The 18,286-nt window shown below is 55.0% G+C and carries 7 protein-coding genes and 2 pseudogenes; 2 read left to right on the forward strand and 7 right to left on the reverse strand.

Annotation, left to right across the window (positions count from 1 at the left end):
- The first annotated feature begins 21 nt into the window (after positions 1–21).
- Positions 22–8,604, forward strand: coding sequence for a GH36-type glycosyl hydrolase domain-containing protein (locus AAIE03_RS21195; RefSeq protein WP_498563184.1), 8,583 nt, complete (start codon positions 22–24; stop codon positions 8,602–8,604).
- Positions 8,605–8,725: 121 nt separating this feature from the next.
- Here the strand turns inward: AAIE03_RS21195 and AAIE03_RS21200 are convergent, their stop codons facing one another.
- Positions 8,726–10,030, reverse strand: a complete 1,305-nt coding sequence (locus AAIE03_RS21200) for an Nramp family divalent metal transporter (RefSeq protein ID WP_024471466.1) — start codon at positions 10,028–10,030, stop codon at positions 8,726–8,728.
- A gap of 469 nt (positions 10,031–10,499) precedes the next feature.
- Here AAIE03_RS21200 and AAIE03_RS21205 point away from each other — a divergent pair.
- Positions 10,500–10,859 (forward strand): annotated as a pseudogene (locus tag AAIE03_RS21205) (S66 family peptidase); the annotation flags it as partial.
- Between the two features lie 498 nt (positions 10,860–11,357).
- Here AAIE03_RS21205 and AAIE03_RS21210 read toward each other — a convergent pair.
- The 6 genes and pseudogenes from AAIE03_RS21210 to AAIE03_RS21235 form a co-directional block, all read right to left on the reverse strand.
- Positions 11,358–11,821: pseudogene (locus tag AAIE03_RS21210) on the reverse strand (DMT family transporter).
- A gap of 14 nt (positions 11,822–11,835) precedes the next feature.
- A complete protein-coding gene (locus tag AAIE03_RS21215) occupies positions 11,836–12,054 on the reverse strand; it encodes a hypothetical protein (protein ID WP_014604621.1) in 219 nt (72 codons plus the stop codon).
- A 414-nt stretch (positions 12,055–12,468) separates the two neighbouring features.
- Positions 12,469–13,164, reverse strand: coding sequence for an ROK family protein (locus tag AAIE03_RS21220; RefSeq protein ID WP_210452088.1), 696 nt, complete (start codon positions 13,162–13,164; stop codon positions 12,469–12,471).
- Positions 13,165–13,182: 18 nt separating this feature from the next.
- On the reverse strand, positions 13,183–14,553 hold the full coding sequence (gene zwf, locus AAIE03_RS21225; RefSeq protein WP_022622891.1) for a glucose-6-phosphate dehydrogenase: 1,371 nt from the start codon (positions 14,551–14,553) through the stop codon (positions 13,183–13,185).
- A 17-nt stretch (positions 14,554–14,570) separates the two neighbouring features.
- Positions 14,571–15,575: a phosphogluconate dehydrogenase (NAD(+)-dependent, decarboxylating) gene (gene gnd / locus AAIE03_RS21230; protein WP_498563185.1), complete on the reverse strand. Its 1,005-nt coding sequence runs from the start codon at positions 15,573–15,575 to the stop codon at positions 14,571–14,573.
- A 1-nt stretch (position 15,576) separates the two neighbouring features.
- Entirely contained in the window at positions 15,577–18,078 is a 2,502-nt protein-coding gene (locus AAIE03_RS21235; RefSeq protein WP_498563186.1) for a glucan 1,4-alpha-glucosidase, read from the reverse strand.
- Between the last annotated feature and the right edge of the window lie 208 nt (positions 18,079–18,286).

The raw sequence follows: 18,286 nt of genomic DNA on the forward strand, positions 1-18,286 counted from the left end.
ATGTCGCATGAGAGCAAGACTATGAAAATAAATCCTGGGGCATGGTTTCGCCGCGCCCGTATCATGACAAAAGCGCCAGGGCGCGCATCGTTTTCTTCCAATGACCCTATGGGGGAAAACATTCCGCGCCCGGAGCTGTTCTCAACGCCTCAGCTTGAGCGTTATGGTCAAAAGCTGGCGCATACGCATAAATTGTCGCCGGACAAGATGCCGTACTACCTGCTCAAACGATTAAGTGATAACGAAGCCGTTATTACACAAAACTGTTACACGCTTAACGCCGGTAAAAAAACCAGCATTATGCCCGCTGGGGAGTGGTTGCTGGACAACTACTACCTGATTGAGGAGCAAATTCGCAACGTCCGCCAGCACTTGCCGACCAGCTTTGGCAAAGGTCTTCCTTCACTCGCGTCTCCGCACCCTTGTCCGCGTATCTATGATATTGCTACCGAGGCGGTTGCGCATGGTGACGGACGCTGGGACACCGCCAGTCTGACCAGCTACATCGGCGCCTACCAACAGGTCACGCCGCTGACGTTAGGGGAAGTCTGGGCGTTGCCCGGTATGTTGCGACTGGCGCTGATTGAAAATCTGCGTCGGGTCAGTATTGAGGTGGTTCAGGCTCAGCAGGAACGCAGCCTTGCTGACAGCTGGATAACGCGGATGACCGACTGCGCCGAACATGCGCCAGCTGACCTCATTCTGGTGATCGCCGACATGGCGCGTTCCCGGCCGCCACTGAGCAGTGCCTTTGTCGCGGAAATGGTTCGTCGTCTGCACGGGCAGGGGAATGCGCTGGCATTACCCTTGGGCTGGGTAGAACAACGCCTTGCCGAGCAAGGCCTCACAACCGAGTTACTGATCCATCGCTTCAACCAACAGCTTGCGGCCAGTCAACTTTCCGTCAGCAACAGTATTGCCGGGTTACGCCTGCTCAATGAAACCAACTGGGCTGATTTCGCCGAAAACATTAGTGTGGTTGAGCAGACGTTACGTCGCGATCCGGCGGGCATATATTCCTGTATGCATTTTGATACCCGCGATCATTATCGCCATGTGATTGAGATTCTGGCCCGGGAAAGTCAGCTCAGTGAGCCCGACGTGGCAAGCCGCATACTGGCGTTGTCAGCAACAACCCAACCGGGCATGCCCTCTCATCACATTGGATATTATCTGATGGGAGAAGGGCGGCGTCAGTTAGATCACCATTTGTCGGTGGCGAGCTCTGGCCTCAAACGCTTACGGCACAGTCTCAACAGATATCCTCTGTTATCCTGGCTTGGGAGCATGAGCCTGTTAACTACGGCGGCCACCGCCGCAATATTGTATGACACAGCGAGTCTGGGTATGGCCTGGTGGTTGTTACTGCTGGCTTTACCTTTGATTGTGGCGTTGAGTCAGTTGGTCAGCGATATACTTAGTGAAGCGACGACCCGCTTTCGGACTCCCCGACCGCTGCCACGAATGGACTTTTCTGACGGGATTCCGGTGACATCCTCCACGCTGGTGGCGATCCCCTGCATGCTGACAAGTCACGCCGGCTTCAGCACGCTCCTCACAAGCCTTGAAGTGTGCTGGCTTGGCAACCAGGACGATAACCTCTGTTTCGCGCTTCTTACCGATTTTGCTGACGCGGCGACTGAAAGTACGGATGAACAACGCGCACTGTTTAGTCAGGCGATGTCAGAAATGCACCGGCTTAACCTGCGCTATCCTTGCCGCCATCAGCGCTTTTATTTGCTCCACCGCTCGCCTGAATGGAATGCATCGCAGAGGATCTGGATGGGTTATGAACGCAAACGGGGCAAGCTGGCGTTGCTGAACAGCTGGTTACGTCATCCAGACACGCAATTTTCCAGCGTTGCGGGCATGCCCGCGAACCGCTTACCCGGACAGATTAAGTATGTCATCACGCTGGACAGCGACACGCTCCTGCCACGTGATACCGCGCATAAGCTGGTCGCAACGATGGCGCATCCGTTGAACAAGCCGGAATACGATCCGCGATGTCAGCTGGTCGTCAAAGGATACGGTATTTTACAACCGGGGCTGGCAGAAGAGATGCCGCGTAACGGTCAGGGCCGCTATGCCGCGATGCGCAGCAGCGTACCGGGTAATAACCCTTATTCCATGATGTCTTCAGATATCTATCAGGATCTGTTTGAAGAAGGCTCCTTCGTCGGCAAGGGAATTTACGACGTGGATATTTTTGTCCAGGCCACGGCCAACACCTGCCCGGAAAATCTGGTGCTCAGTCACGATCTTCTGGAAGGATGCTATGCCCGCGCCGGGCTGCTGAGCGAGGTCTTACTCTACGAGCAGTACCCGAACAACTATCTGTCCGACGTCGCACGCCGTACGCGCTGGATCCGTGGCGACTGGCAACTGCTTAACTGGCTTAAGCTGCGGGTCCGAAAAGCGGATGGGACGCGGGATAAAAACCCATTGTCGGCGCTCTCTCGCTGGAAGCTGTTTGATAACCTGCGCCGCAGCCTGGTCGCCCCCGCATTACTGGTGCTGCAGTTTAGCGCGCTGCTGTGGGTGCCGAATCCGGGATACTGGCTGGGCGTTCTGGCCCTGGTCTGGCTGCTGCCTGCTGTGCTCTGTATCCTTATCGATCTTGCCAACAAGCCGCATCGTCGTCCTCTGAGGCAACATCTGGTGCTGGTTACGGCGGGGGCACTGAAGCGACTTTCCCGGATCGGACTCAATTTTATTTTATTGCCCCATGAGGCGGGCTATTCGCTGTATGCGATCGCCGTGACGCTCTGGCGCCTTGGCATCAGCCAGCGCAACCTGACGCAATGGTCCAGCCACAGTCCGGACAGCCTTCAGTCCCAACTTTCTGCCTTTCGTTTTTATCGGGTAATGTGGCTGAATGTGGCTTGTGGTGCGGCACTCACGCTTCTGACGCTGCTACTGGCGCCACAATGGCTGACCCTGGCCCTGATCATCAGCCTGTCATGGTGCCTGGCACCGCTATTATTGAGTGGACTGAGCCGCCCGCCAGCGCGTAAGGCGTTTCTGCCTGACCCGCAACAGAAACGACTTCTGCGTCAGACCAGCAGAGAAATCTGGGCGTTTTTCGAGACCTTCGCGACGGCGCAGGAAAACTGGCTTCCCCCGGACAATTATCAGGAAATCCCGGAGCCAAAAATCGCGCATCGCACGTCACCCACCAATATCGGACTGTCCTTGCTGGCGAACCTTACGGCCTGGGATTTCGGTTATCTCTCTGGCGCGGATGTCCTGCAGCGCATCACGCAGACGCTCGACACGCTGGATAAGATGGAGCATTACCGGGGACATTTGTATAACTGGTATGACACCCGCACGCTTGCGCCACTCAGCCCGCGTTATGTTTCCAGCGTTGACAGCGGCAATATGGCCGGCCACTTACTGACACTGCGCGAAGGGCTGTCAGCCATGCGTCATCAGCCCGTTTTCAACGGCGTACGCCTACTGGAGGGGCTGAATGATACTCTGCATGTGCTGGAAAAATATTGGGGCCATAACGCGCCAGCCAGCCTGGGCGTGCTGCGCACGCAGTGCCTTAATGCTGCATCGTTACCTTCAGGGCAGTGGTTAAGCGAACTCAAAAAAATGCAGGTGCACGGCAACGAACTGGCCCGGCTGTCTCAGGAGGAAAGCCGCGTGGTGGTGCGCTGGACGGCGCATCTGATCAGTCAACTGCAGCAGCTCTGTGATGAATGGACGACGCTGCTTGGCTGGCTACCGGTGACATATCATGCACAGGCCCTGCCTACGCTGAGTGAGCTGGCTGGCGGAATCACCCTTGAAGCGGTTATCGCGCCGACAGCCGTTATGACCCAGGCCCGGCGGCGACTGGCGATTATCAGCGAACTTGAACAACGTCTCGCTGACCATGCGCGAATGGATTTTACGTTTCTGTATAACACGGCTACCAGCATGCTAAGTGTGGGCTACAACTGCGATACCAACACGCTGGATAAAAGCCACTACGATCTTTTGCCTTCAGAAATCCGCCTGACCAGTTTTGTCGCTATTGCGACGAATCAGCTGCCGCTTAAAAGCTGGTATGCACTTGGCCGACTGTTTACCACCATCGATCGTGAAACTGCCCTGATGTCCTGGAGCGGTTCAATGTTTGAATATCTGATGCCGAATCTGGTGATGCCAACCTGGCACGGCAGTCTGCTGGATGAGATGAGCAAATCTGCGGTAATCAGGCAGATAAACTGGGGTAAAGAGCGTGGCGTGCCGTGGGGCGTCTCTGAGTCTGGCTACCATGCGTTTGATGTTCAACATAATTATCAGTATCAGGCATTTGGCGTACCCGGCCTTGGTCTCCGGCGCGGACTCGCCGACGATATGGTGGTAGCCCCTTATGCCACGCTGCTGGCGCTGTTGGTTTCACCGCAAAAGGCCTGCGACAATCTGCTCAGGCTGCAGGAAAACGGCGCGCGCGGCGAATATGGTTTTTATGAAGCGTTGGACTATACGCCATCGCGACTGGCAACCGGGCAGCTTTTCCTGGTTGTTCAATCCTGGATGGCGCACCATCAGGGCATGGCTCTCCAGGCGCTGGGGCATCTGCTGCTTGATGCCCCTATGGCCGGGCGATTCATGTCGAGTCCGGCGTTCAGATCGGCCAGCCTGCTGTTACAGGAGCGCGTACCCGATGAGGTCGAACTCTACAGCCCGCGTCGTCATTTTGAGTCCCATGAGGGAAGAATTAAGCCTGTGCGCTATGAACCGCGAATCTTCACGCATGCGGATACGCCGACCCCCGAGATACAATTATTGTCCAACGGGCATTACCATCTGATGATAACGCCAGGCGGTGGGGGATACAGTCGCTGGAACAACATCGCATTGACACGCTGGCGCAGCGACAGCACCCGTGATAACTGGGGAACGTTCTGCTATATCCGGGATCCGCTCACTGACGAGGTGTGGAGCAATACCTGTCACCCCCTGGGGGCCAGTGCGGACATCAGCGATGAAATCATCTTTACCGATGCGGGGGCCGAGTTCAGGCGCGTGCTCGGCTCGCTCAGCGTGAAAACCCGGGTTGTGGTCTCACCGGAAGATGACATCGAACTGCGTCGTGTCACCCTGATGCATCGAGGCCGAAGCCCACGAACACTCGAGCTGACGACCTATGCTGAAGTGGTGCTTGCCTCGGACATCAGCGATCAGGCGCACCCGGCGTTCAGCAACCTGTTTATTCAGACGGAAGCCGATCCCAGGCATGATGCCATTTTGTGCCACCGGCGTGCACGCTCGCCGGATGAACAGAGCCCGTATCTGTTTCATATGATGGTGGTGCATGGCGATTGTTCAGAGAACGTTTCATTCGACACCGACAGAGCGGGATTCATCGGCAGGGGTAAAAGCCCGGCTGATGCCCAGGCGGTCAGCATGAACGGGCCGCTCAGTAACACGTCCGGCGCCGTGCTGGATCCGATACTGTCGATACGCCACGCGATTACGCTCCAGCCCGGACAGCCGGTGACCATTGATATCGTTTTTGGCGTCAGCGAAAACCGTCAGCAAAGCCTCGCGCTGATGGAAAAATACCGCGATCATCCTATCGCCGATCGCGTGTTTGAACTGGCCTGGTCCCACAGTCTGGTTGTGTTACGGCAGATGAATGCCAGCGAAGATGACGCAACTTTGTTCAACCGCCTCGCCAGCGCGGTACTTTATCCCTGTCAGGAACTGCGCGGTGACGAACAGGCCATCAGCCGAAACCGACGTGGTCAGTCGGGCCTGTGGGGTTGGGGGATCTCAGGTGATTTGCCGATTGTGCTGATCAGCCTGACCAGCGAGGAAAAAATTGCTTCTGTCACCACGCTGATTCAGGCACATCGCTACTGGCGACTGAAAGGGCTGGAGGTGGATCTGGTGATTCTTAATAACAGTCCAGGTGGCTACCAGCAGGCGCTGCAGACGCAGATTATGGATTTAATCTATGCCGGTTCTGAAGCCAGCCTGTTAGATAAACCCGGGGGGATTTTTGTCCGTAACGGTGAGCATTTGTCTGCCGAAGACAAGCAGTTGCTGATGAGCGTGGCCTGTCTGAGCCTGGACGATCGCGCTGACGGCATCAATGAACAACTTAACCAGCGTATTCACGCAACAAAAAAACGCGTCAGACCTTTTGTGCCCTCGGTGACGTCAGAGAGCAATCATCACGCCGACTGGATACCGGAAACTCACCTGTTGCGCCATTTCAACGGATACGGTGGCTTTTCTCAGGATGGTCGCGAGTATCAGATCCTGCTGAGAGAAAACCAACCGACGCCAGCGCCCTGGTCAAACGTGCTGGCAAACGAGAACTTTGGCAGCGTGATTTCTGAAGCAGGCCAGGCCTACAGCTGGTTCGAAAATGCGCACGAATATCGCTTAACGCCGTGGGAAAACGATCCGGTAAGCGATCGTAGCGGGGAGGCATTCTATCTGCGTGATGAAGAAAGCGGCGCATGCTGGTCACCCATGACCCTGCCCGTGCGCGGTCAGGGCGATTATCTTACCCGCCACGGTTTTGGTTACAGCGTGTTTGCCCACCGTGAAAATGGACTGGACAGCGAACTGACAGTCCTGGTGGACGAACAGGCACCGGTTAAGCTTGCAATACTGAAGCTCAGCAACCATTCGGGCCGTACACGCAAATTGTCTGTCACCGGCTACGTGGAATGGACACTTGGGGCAACGCGCAACCACTCTGCTGCACATATCATCACGCATTCGCCCGGCCTCGCGGGGGGAAGTGCGGTCATGGCCAATAACTTCTACGGTGCTAATGGCGGGGAACGCACCGCCTTTTTCGCCGTTAACGATCCTCAGAGTACGATAACGGGCGACCGCCGCGAGTTTATCGGGCGTAATGGTTCACTGCGCGCCCCGGCCGCCATGACGCTTCGCAGACTCTCGGGTAAAACGGGAGCCGGGCTTGATCCCTGTGCCGCGCTACAGTCGACAACCTCCCTTATTGACGGTGACCAGAAAACCTATGTTTTTGTCCTCGGCGTGGCCGATAACCCGGCACAGGCACAGGAAACGCTTGCCCGTTTTCTGCATGAGGAAAATGCGCGTCAGGCGCTGAATCAGGTTCACCATTTCTGGCACAACGTGCTTGATAAGGTCGTTGTGCAGACGCCCGACAGCAGCGTTGATTTGCTGGTAAACGGCTGGCTGCTGTATCAGACATTAGCCTGCCGCATCATGGCGCGCAGCGGCTACTATCAGTCCGGTGGGGCATTTGGTTTCCGCGATCAGTTGCAGGATACGCTGGCGCTGAGCCACGTTGCACCGGAGCGACTGCGCAGCCAGATCCTGCTGTGTGCCTCACGGCAGTTTATTGAGGGGGATGTGCAACACTGGTGGCATCCTCCGCAGGGTAATGGCGTGCGAACCCGCTGTTCGGATGACTACCTGTGGCTTCCGCTTGCGGTTTGTCACTATGTGGATACAACGGGAGATACTGGCGTGCTGGCGCAGCAGATTCCCTATCTTGAAGGGCGTCCGCTCAAGCCCGGCGAAGAATCAGTTTATGATACGCCGGTTATCAGCCACCTCGAAGAGACGTTGTGGCAGCACTGCGTAAAAGCGATTGAGCGGGGGCTAAACTTCGGCCAGCACGGCCTGCCGCTAATGGGGGCAGGTGACTGGAATGACGGGATGAATCTGGTCGGTATTGAAGGCAAAGGTGAAAGCGTCTGGCTCGGCTTTTTCCTCTACGATATTTTGCAACGCTTTGCGGCGCTGGCTGAACAGCGCCAGGATGAACGCGTGGCAGCATTGTGCTATTCAGAAGCGCTGAGCCTGCAAAAAAATCTCAAATCTTACGCCTGGGATGGTGCATGGTATCTCCGCGGCTACTTTGACGATGGTACGCCGCTGGGGACAAGAGAATCGCAGGCGTGCTGGATCGATGCGATTGCACAAAGCTGGTCCGTTTTGTCCGGCGCAGCTGATCCAGTGCGCAGTGCGCAGGCTATGCAGTCACTCGACAGCTATCTGGTGGATAACGATGCAGGATTGATCAAGTTGCTAACGCCACCGTTTGATGGTCATGGTCCTAATCCCGGTTACATACAGGGTTATCTTCCGGGTGTGAGGGAAAACGGCGGGCAGTACACGCATGGCGCCATCTGGGCGGTCATGGCGTTTGCCCGGATGGGACAAAAAGCGCGAGCGTGGCAACTATGGTCAATGATCAATCCGGTAAACCACACGCTGCAGACTGAAGGCGTTAACATCTACAAGGCGGAGCCCTATGTGATGAGTGCAGATGTGTACAGCGTTGCACCTCATACCGGCCGTGCCGGATGGAGCTGGTACACCGGTTCCGCAGGCTGGGCCTACCGTCTGGTGACTGAAGAGTTACTCGGAATAAAACGGCACGGAGAGACGCTGGTTATTCGCACTCACTTACCTGATGACTGGCCTTCGATCAGCCTGACCTATCAACACGGGGGCAGTCAGTATTACATTAGGATTTCTCGTCACGACGGTGAACCTCGAGTGACTATGGATGGCACGCTCCTGCCGGATGACAGCATTCCTTTGCGGGATGATGGACAAAATCACAATGTCGATATTATTCAGCGCTGACCGTCCGCTCTGTGCCAGGAGCAGGCATTGATAATTCAGCGTTACTGTGGTTATTTGGGTGCAGGCAAAGCGCCCGCCCCCAAAAAATCTCCCAAAGAAGCCGCATAGTTTCTCCCAGACATCAGGCTAACCCTGGTATATTGACGCCAAAAACCTGCAAAAGAAGAATAATATTTAGCGTCACGATAATCACTGTGCCAATTACCGATAATATTACTGTAAGTTTATTATTTACAAACTCTCCCATAATGTCGCGGCGGCGAGTAAACATTACCAGCGCTATCATGGGCGCTGGCAAAGCCAGACTCAGGACAACCTGACTGTAAACCAAGGCATCTGTTGCATTAACTCCCATTGAAACCACGACAAATGCGGGGATCATGGTTACCAGACGGCGTAACCAAACAGGAATGTAGAACCCCACAAATCCCTGCATAATCATCTGACCCGCCAGAGTTCCAACCACTGAACTTGAAATGCCCGACGCAATCAGAGACAACAAGAATACGCCTGCAGCGCCAATCCCCAGTAAAGGTGTCAGCGTGTGATAGGCCGTCTCAATTTCAGCAACATCACTGTGTCCAGCATGGAATGCACTCGAAGCCATGATAACCATCGCAATATTGACCAGTCCTGCAATACTCAGTGCAATCACAACCTCAATATTTGAGAAAGACAGTAATTTGCGGCGTTCACTTGAATTTTTTGCTGGAGTGCGGCTCTGCGTTAACCCTGAATGAAGATAAATAGCATGCGGCATCACCGTTGCCCCGATAATTCCTACGGAAATGGTTAACGCCTGGGCATCAGGCAGCTTCGGAATGACCATGCCAAGACCTGCTGCAGTCCAGTTGACTGGGGCAATAAACATCTCGATCAGGTAACACAGCGCAATGACGGCAACCAGTCCACCAATCATCAGTTCTAACGGCCTGAACCCGCGTTTTTCAACCAGCAACAATGTGTAAGTGATCAGCGCGGTAATGCCCATTCCTACCAGTAAGGGGAGATGAAACAGGATTGATAGCGCCAGCGCACCGCCAAGAAACTCAGCCAGATCGGTTGCCATTGCAGCAATTTCGCTGACAACCCACATGCCCCATACCACGGGTGAAGAAAACTGGTCACGGCACATTTCAGCTAAATTTTTATTAGTGACGATACCGAGTTTCGCCGACAGAGCCTGGAAAAGCATGGCGATAATGTTGGCCATCACGACCACCCAAAGAAGGGTGTAACCATACTTTGCTCCTGCCTGAATATTTGTCGCAAAGTTTCCTGGATCCATATAAGCGATAGACGCAATAACCGCAGGTCCGGCAAAAAGTAACGGCGTCATTAAACGGCGTTGACGACCGGATAACACTTCTGCAATCGAACGATTGGTTCGTTCAGTTAAGGTTGAAGACCGAGTGGATCCGGACATAACGTTACTTACCCCTGTTTTGTATTTTTAGACTAATTTAAGAACCAAATCATAGCACTTGCTATACTTCATAGCGGAAGCTAATTTCATGATGAAATTAGTGCTATTTTGTATCTGAATGTAAGGGAAAGGTGAACGACTTGTTTCAGTTAAGTACTTAAGTACCACACCAACGCGAGCAATACTGGGAAGAATCAAAGGGGAATGTTCGCTTTTTTTCATAGTGGGCACTGCGCTTAGTAAACTCGTCTGCTTAGTGCCATAAGCGAAAGCAGCTAACAACAATTGTGTTGCCAACGGGGGGAAAAACGCAGGGTTCTCAGGAAGATGGCTGGAAGAACAAAATCATTAGAAAATGGCCCGAAAAGTGACCTGATCCCCGTTATTTGACACAGCTTGAGCAAAGTCCGCTTTGTGCCAGAAGCGGAACTTACTTAGATCGTGCTATGTTAGTTTGCCGGGAGCAGGTCAATTTGGAAATTTACCTTTTTTCAAGACAAGTAATAGCGATCAAGGAATAGTTCTCTATTTTGAAAACGTAGAAATGGCTCCCTGTGAATTAACGCGCGCATTACTCAGCTTACGATTACAGGGTTGGTTTGATAACTTAAATGGTGTTCTTATCGGCAGAAGTGCTGCACCTGACATAAGCGATCCGACTAAACATAACTATCTGGATGCCCTTAATGCCGCCTTTGAAAATCTTCCCGTGCCTGTACTGTATGATGTTGATATTGGTCACGTACCTCCTCAGATATCACTGGTAAATGGAGCGTATGCGACGATATTTTTCGCAGAGAACGGTAGCTCGGTAACTCAGCAGTTGTAGAGATGTCAGTATGAAGAATCAATGCGGGCCTTGCTGTTCTTTTGTACTCAATGTCCGCTCCTCGCTCATAGCGGACCTCCAGCTCAGTCAGCCTGTCCGCTTTGTGCCAGGAGCGGACCTTATAAACACTAAGGTACGATCGTTTAGGGACAGTCTATGGTGAGTTATTATAGTGAGAACTCATCACGACCGAAGAAGATCGTAACAGATTCAGCCCCCTTGAGAGCGCAACATATAAATCAGTTGTGGACAATCCATCCGAGGCGTTCAGGCAGAGGCCAGCGCATGACTTCGCCGGTCCCTTCCTGAAAGGCAAGCATCAATATCTGTCGCGTGTTCTTTGGGACCAGAGGGGCACTCGCCCAGCAAATTGCTGACATGGGCTGCTACTGAAAATATGTTATTTCTCCAGGAGGATAAAAGTTGCGAGGGTGAACGAACTGAAGGTCAGGGACGTCTGCGACTGGACATACGTCCTTAACCGACAATGTCGCTTGGTTAATACAGAAAATGCTCGGTAAGCCGGTCGCTAAAAAGCATGATGCCGAACCCGGTCAGCATGACCAACACGCCACCCATCTTGATGAGCGAAACCGGCCGTCATATGGCGCCCAGCAGGCCAAAATGGTCGATCACCTGTGATGAGCGACAATCGCCAACCCGAGCGGGGCTGAAAAACCGATTTTTGGTGCAAGTACCACATAGCTGAATAACGCACAGGCACCGATCTTTCCGCCCGTCAGACTCCACAGAGGCTGTGAAGGGATGGCAGCAAGGGCGGTGAAAACCCCTCCACGTAGCAGAGAGTAAACGCCGAGGCTCAACGCTAAGGCCGTAAAGGAAAACAACGCGGCGGTGACCGGGTCGCCCTCGAGCCCTTTTGCAAGCTGGCTGTTCAGTGTTGTCTGCAGGGTAATACCCAGACCTGCTGCAAAAGCCAGTACGTAATAAATCGCGCTCATGCTGTTCATCTCAGTTAGTTTGCCTGCACCAGCGGCAGGAATTTTTCCGCAAAGATGTCTGGCTCATACCCTGCTGCCGAAAAAAGGTATTCACGTGATTCATCAATGGCTGCGCGAAGGCGTTCACTGTCCACACCCGCTTTCCCGGCTAACGCCGTCTGAAATGCAGAATGGAGGTCGGAGGTAAAAAACACCAGATGGCGGGGTGTAAAGGTATTGATCCCGTCGAACATAAATTCAAACACCTTGCCGGTTTCAGGGCTAAGGAGGCCGCTGAAAGGATAGCGCTGGCGCAGGTCTCCGACGTTTTCCGGCGCACACCTGGTCTGTCAATGAGCTCGGGAGATGTCATCAGGGCGTGATGAAGCCGGGTGATGAGCCTGACAATGACGTTTGGGTTTGGCTCCCGCTCAATACGAATCCCCATGTCTATAAGGGTTTGGCAAGGGGGAACGCATGATGGAGTTATGGCGCGCATAGCGCCCTCGCTTTTTTGCTTCTGTTGTGTAGATAAAATGCGCGTCTGTGGAGGAGGATGGGGGCATTTTTTTCAGGCGGGCTGAACCATGATGGTTGCTGCTGCTCCGCCAGAAAAAAGGCTATTCGTGATTCAGGAAAATATTTCCCATCGAATCAACGCTTTGAAATCAAGTAATTAAGCTCGGATCGTTCCAGAGACGAAATCCCCCCTCGAATGCCAGTGTGTTGTCGCCTTTCCGGCACTTTGGCGGGAGTGAGTCAAGTTCATCTACGTTTCCTCCGCCTAAAACCACGTAGTCAGGCTGCAACGCGGTGGTCAGCATTTCCACCACGTCAAAAACCCGCGCCTGCCATTTTTTGTTCCCCTTTTTTACCCGGTAGGCTTCACCTACGTAGTGTTCGTAGCTATTGCCTTTGCGATAAGGTAAGTGAGCGATCTCCATGGGCTGAGCGACGTTTTCGATGATCATCGCAGCCCCTAGTCCCGTGCCAAGACCGAGGAACAGCATGCGTCCGCCCTGATAGGAACCCAGCGCCTGCATCAGGGCGTCGTTGACGATACGAACAGGGCAGCCAAATGCGCCTGCATAGTCAAACCCCACCCAGCCCTCACCGAGGTTGGCGGGCTCCCGAATGGGTTTATTGTCCGCGACGGGACCCGGAAATCCCATCGCAATCACATCATAGGACATGCCTTCCGCCAGGGTCTTTACCGCGGCAACCATGTCTGCGGCCGACATGTTTTTTCCACTATCTGCCTTCTTTTTTATCCCGCCAGTGCTGGAGAGGATCTTCACATGGCTTCCGCCGATGTCGATGGACAAAACAACATGATCTTTCTTTTTTTTAGTTTGCCGCGTCATTGGTAATTCTCCATAGGCTCAAACGGGATCGACCCAGCCGCCGGGGGGCATAAAGTCCGCCATAGCGGCAGGCCCCCAGGTTCCTGGTTTGTAGGCAGGTGGAACGGTTTTATCCTTCAGTACGGGTTCGACGATTTTCCAAGCCAGTTCTGCTGCATCCTGCCTAGTGAAAAGCTGACGATCGCCCGCCATGGCATCGCCAATCAGCCGCTCGTAGGGCGCCATATCGCCCAGACCATCGTCAAGCGCGGTGAGTTCGACTGCTTCACCCCGCATCTTTTCGCCGGACGCCTTGCGTCTCGCGCCGATGCCGATCGTAATATCCGGGCCGAGGCGAAAGCGGATATAGTTGGCGGGCTCGTCGGTAATTTCATCAAAAAGGGTAACCGGCGGTCGCCTGAAGCGCACAACCACTTCCGTGGCATGCGCGGGTAAATTTTTCCCAGCACGGATATAGAAGGGAACGCCACTCCAGCGCCACGTTGTAATCTGAAAGCGAACAGCAGCGAAGGTCTCCGTCGGAGAAGACGCGGCGACACCCGGTTCATCGGTATAGCCTTCAAACTGACCCCGTACCACGTCATCGTCTGACAGAGGCGGCATGGCCTTTAACACCTGGACTTTCTCATCAACCAGATCGTCGGATGCGCCGGAGGAGGGCGGTTCCATGGCAAGTAACAGAAGCACATTAACCAGGTGATTCTGGATCACGTCACGGATGCAGCCAACTTCGTCATAGAATTTGCCGCGTCCCTTGATGCCGAAGTCCTCAGCCATGGTGATCTGAACGCTTTCGATATGTTCGCGATTCCATATGGGTTCAAGGAAGCTGTTCGCAAAGCGAAAGTAGAGGAGGTTCTGGATAGCCTCCTTGCCCAGAAAGTGGTCGATGCGGAAAATCGCGTCCTCATCGAAAACCTTGTGCAGCACCTCGTTCAGCTGCTTTGCCGAAGCGAGATCGCGGCCAAACGGCTTTTCCACCATAAGTCGGGCGTTTTTCGCGATACCGGCCTCTGCCAGCCCCCCCGCAACCGTTTCGAACAGGGAGGGGGGAATGGCAAGGTAGTAGAGCGGGTTATGATGACCGGCAAGCGCCTCGCGCAGCCCGTCGAATGTTGACTGAGATCGATAATCGCCTGAAACGTAGGAAAGCCTGTCCGCCAGTGCGGCAAAGACCGCCTGATCGACCACATCGACATGTTTTTCAACCGCCTCTTTTGCACGCGCGATCAACTGGTCACGCGTCCAGTCTTCAAATGCAACACCGATAATGGGCGTACTAAGCGTTTTACGCTTCACCATTGCATAGAGAGAAGGGAAGATCATCTTGTAGGCAAGATCGCCGGTGACACCGAACACTACCAGCACATCTGATCGTTGCTGCGCCATCGCTGTGTACCTCCGCGTTACCTGGTTTTTTCCAAATGGCCGCCGAAGGCGTGCCGCATGGCTGAGAGGACTTTTTCGGCAAACAGTGCTTCGCCACGAGAAGAGAAACGCCCGAAAAGAGCAGACGCGAGAACCGGAGCAGGAACGCCCGTGTCGACAGCCGCCTGCAATGTCCAGCGCCCTTCACCGGAATCAGACACGCGGCCATCATAATGGTTGAGATTCGGGTCCTGTTTCAACGCTTCAGCTGTCAGATCCAGCAGCCAGGAGCCGATCACCGAACCATGTCGCCATACCTCTGTAACGGCGGGAAGGTTGATATCAAAACGATAATATTGCGGACTGGAAAGGGGCGCGGTTTCCGCATCAGCCTCCCGCTCGCCGGTTCCGCTATTGGCGGCCTTTAAAATGTTCAGGCCTTCGGCATAGGCGGCCATGACACCATATTCAATGCCATTATGTACCATCTTGACGAAGTGTCCGGCGCCTGCTGGCCCGCAATGAAGATAACCTCTCGGCGCCGTGCCCAGGGCCGCATCTTCCGCAATGTTCTGACCGGCACCGGGCGCAAGCGACGCAAAAATCGGGTCCAGGCGCTTCACGGCCGCCTGCGGGCCGCCAATCATCAGGGAGTAGCCACGCTCGAGGCCCCAAACGCCACCCGATGTGCCGACGTCGATATAGTCGATTCCGAGAGGTGAAAATTCCCCGGCGAGGTCGATAGCTTCACGGTAAAAGGAGTTGCCCCCATCGATAATAGCGTCGCCCTTATTCAGCGCTGCTGCGAACTCCCGCGCAATCTTTGGTGTGATCGCCGCGGGGAGCATGAGCCAGACCGCGCGCGGCGCCTCCAGCTTCGCAATCAGATCGCCAGGGGATAACGCGCCGTTTGCGCCTTCTTTAACCAGCGCGTCAACGTTATCGGCGTTCACGTCGTAAACGACGCATTCGTGGCCCTGTTTAAGAAGGCGACGTACCATGTTGGCGCCCATGCGGCCGAGACCTACCATTCCAATCTGCATATCATTCTCCATTGCCAATGCGGGTTTGATCGTTCGGTTCATTTACGACGTGAACGGTAAAATCGGTGTTTTCCCAATGTTCAACGTCAGGCCAGTAAAAGGTAAAGACAACGCGGGTTCCTGCGGTTTCGTGCTGTACAGGCAGGTCCACGTAATAGGTTCCAAGCCCCGATGAGCGCGCCGGGGAGTCAGAAACGGTAGCCCAGTCATCCGTACTCCAGTGCACCAGGGCGTTCGCTTCCGTTTCCAGCCTCAGTTGCTTCCCGACAGGAAGGGAGGATACGCGGTTGTTAAAGCGCCATATGCGCAAATGCGATACGGTCTGATTTCTGATATAGCGTTCAACGCCTTGGGGTGGCATATCGAAGACCGCGCCATCGCGAAGCGATCGCAGCAGTTTAATGTGTTCGGAATGTGCCCAGACAAGCGGCATGGCGCTACCGGAAGGACGCCCGAAGAACAGCGCCTTATCAGGAATATCGGGGCCGTCCCATACCTGTTCCGGTAACAGCCCGCCCGAGCCTGCCGATTTTTCCAGCGTGGCCAGGAGCGCCTCAGCCGCGTCGTGCCTGCCCGCTGCCAGCTCGTAATGCGCGCGTTCGCCCGCCAGCAGAGGCCATGGACGCCCCTGGCCGATACCGTCGAACGGCGCGCCGTCTGCGTGTTCGCCATAGCCATCACCGGTGTACCGATACCACAATGGCCCCTGGGGTAAATCGACCCGAAGACTGTGGTCAATAGCCTTTATCGTATCAAGGATGTGCGGGTCGTCCGCTGCACGCAGGCCGAAACGCACCAGTGCCAGGGCATCCGGGCTCAGCACATCAGCGGTCGGCAGAAGCGCCCGATCCGGTGTCTGGTTGCGAATCTCGGTATTGCCGGATGCGCTGACCTCATCCGTTGCGCCCGACGGCGCGATGCGGACATAGTGACCGGAAATGCCAATCGAGGTGCAAAAATGGGGATCCCCGGCAAAGGTCCATTTTTCAATCTGCTCATTCCAGCAGTCTGCGGTTTCTCGCAGGTGGTTTGCCGCCGCTTCATCTCCGTCTATCGAAAGCAGATCCGCGGCGGCAAGCAGTGCAGCGATCTCAACCGCCAGGGTAAACGGGCTGTAGCCTGAGTCTTCCTCCCAGCGGTCCTCCGCGGTCGCCGGGCCGTTGGTCAAAATGTAGCAGGCCGCGCGGCGTAGCATAGGCATAAAGCGTTTCTGCGCTTTATTGTTGAGATAGCCGAGTCTGCGCAGCATATCCATAAGCAGAAGGGGGAATGCACACTCATCCATCTGGATGCCTGGCCAGTAGGGTTTTCCATCCAGCCACAGGTTCTGTGGCCAGCGCCCGGAGGGCTCCTGAACACGACGGAGATATTCCAGAATGGCGAGTGCCTGGTCGGCGTCGCCTGCGGCCAGGAAACCCCCTGCCGTTTCGACCAGGTCTCGCGGCCAGACCAGATGATAGCCGCCAAGATCGTCATCGCCCTTCGAAAATCCCCAGGGTATCGTCAGGCTCGCGACAACGGCGCCGGGGCAATCAGCGGCTCTGTGCGAGGCCAGTACCGCCGTTGAAACCCGGTATGTATTGACGCCGTTTCGCGCTTCTTGATCGAGTGGAATGAGCCTGTCCTGCCACGCTTGCCAGTTGCGAATATACCCATCGCGCGCTTTATCAAAGCCCGCGTTAAGACTGGCCGTTGCCGCCGCTGCGGCCTCGGATTCCGTTTGGCCGAAACCAATAGCCAGCGTGGCTTCACTGCAGGCGCTGGTGAACGCCAGCTCTCCGGCAAGCGCGACATTGCCATCGTCTGCCCGCCGGTATTGGTTAACAAGGCGTCCCTGTTCTTTAAGCTGCTGCCAGCCGTCTGACATACCGACAAACCCGGCGCTCATTGCCGTCCAGGGGATGTCGCAGACGAGCGTCAGATAGCGGGAGCGGCCGGTGGCGAAAAGCACTGGCTTATCGTCAAATTCGCCGATCCAGGCGGCGTTCATTTGTCCGGCATTCACCAGATGGGGAGCGAGCAGTGCGGTGACGGTGTAATCCTCAACGTTCCCCTTCAACGCGGTGAAGCGGACCCGCTGCAGCACACAGTCACGGGCCGGATCCGTAATGATGTCCTTCTCAAGCCTGTAGAGGCCGTCACGCGCCGTGTTGGTGATTGTGAAGGCCGGAATGCCTGGCGAGTGGGTTCGGGTTTCGGTCAGGCAGTCGCGCTTTTCTTCGGAGAAATAACCTTCAGGCCCCGTGATAACGAAGACGCAATCGCGGGTACAGGCGCTGTCAACGCGTGGATAATAGATTTCGTTGAGAACGCCGTGGCTCAATGTGAACCAGACGCGCGAGTCTGATGAAAGGGCCGTGCCGATTCCGCTCTTGGCACTCGATGTCCATCGGGCTTCAATTCCTGGCCTTCCCGGGGCGGCGTCAACGCCTGCGCGTAATGGCGGGTCGTCATGCTTCATGCACGTTTGCAACGGGACGGCGTCGCTGTCAGCGTTTGACATTTTTAGGATACCTTGGCGGTCTGCGTAGAAAATCTAGACGACGACGTTGCGGAGTAAATCCTGGCTTCATGCGGCGGCTTTTCTGTCCCGGGGCAACCCGGTTCACCTTGCGCCTGAGCAATATAGAACCAAACTCCAAGATTTATATAGCGCTGATAGTGTGTTGAATCAACCATCCCTATCAGCGCAGCAACACCGAAAATTATTC

The organism is Pantoea sp. Ae19-2 (assembly GCF_059801205.1).

Excerpts from the sequence above, each read along its gene's own strand:
- AAIE03_RS21195 (WP_498563184.1), top strand. The coding sequence starts at position 22 with ATGAAAATAAATCCTGGGGCATGGTTTCGCCGCGCCCGTATCATGACA.
- gnd (WP_498563185.1), bottom strand. The coding sequence starts at position 15,575 with ATGCAGATTGGAATGGTAGGTCTCGGCCGCATGGGCGCCAACATGGTA.
- AAIE03_RS21200 (WP_024471466.1), bottom strand. The coding sequence starts at position 10,030 with ATGTCCGGATCCACTCGGTCTTCAACCTTAACTGAACGAACCAATCGT.
- AAIE03_RS21220 (WP_210452088.1), bottom strand. The coding sequence starts at position 13,164 with ATGACGCGGCAAACTAAAAAAAAGAAAGATCATGTTGTTTTGTCCATC.
- AAIE03_RS21215 (WP_014604621.1), bottom strand. The coding sequence starts at position 12,054 with ATGTTCGACGGGATCAATACCTTTACACCCCGCCATCTGGTGTTTTTT.
- zwf (WP_022622891.1), bottom strand. The coding sequence starts at position 14,553 with ATGGCGCAGCAACGATCAGATGTGCTGGTAGTGTTCGGTGTCACCGGC.
- AAIE03_RS21235 (WP_498563186.1), bottom strand. The coding sequence starts at position 18,078 with ATGTCAAACGCTGACAGCGACGCCGTCCCGTTGCAAACGTGCATGAAG.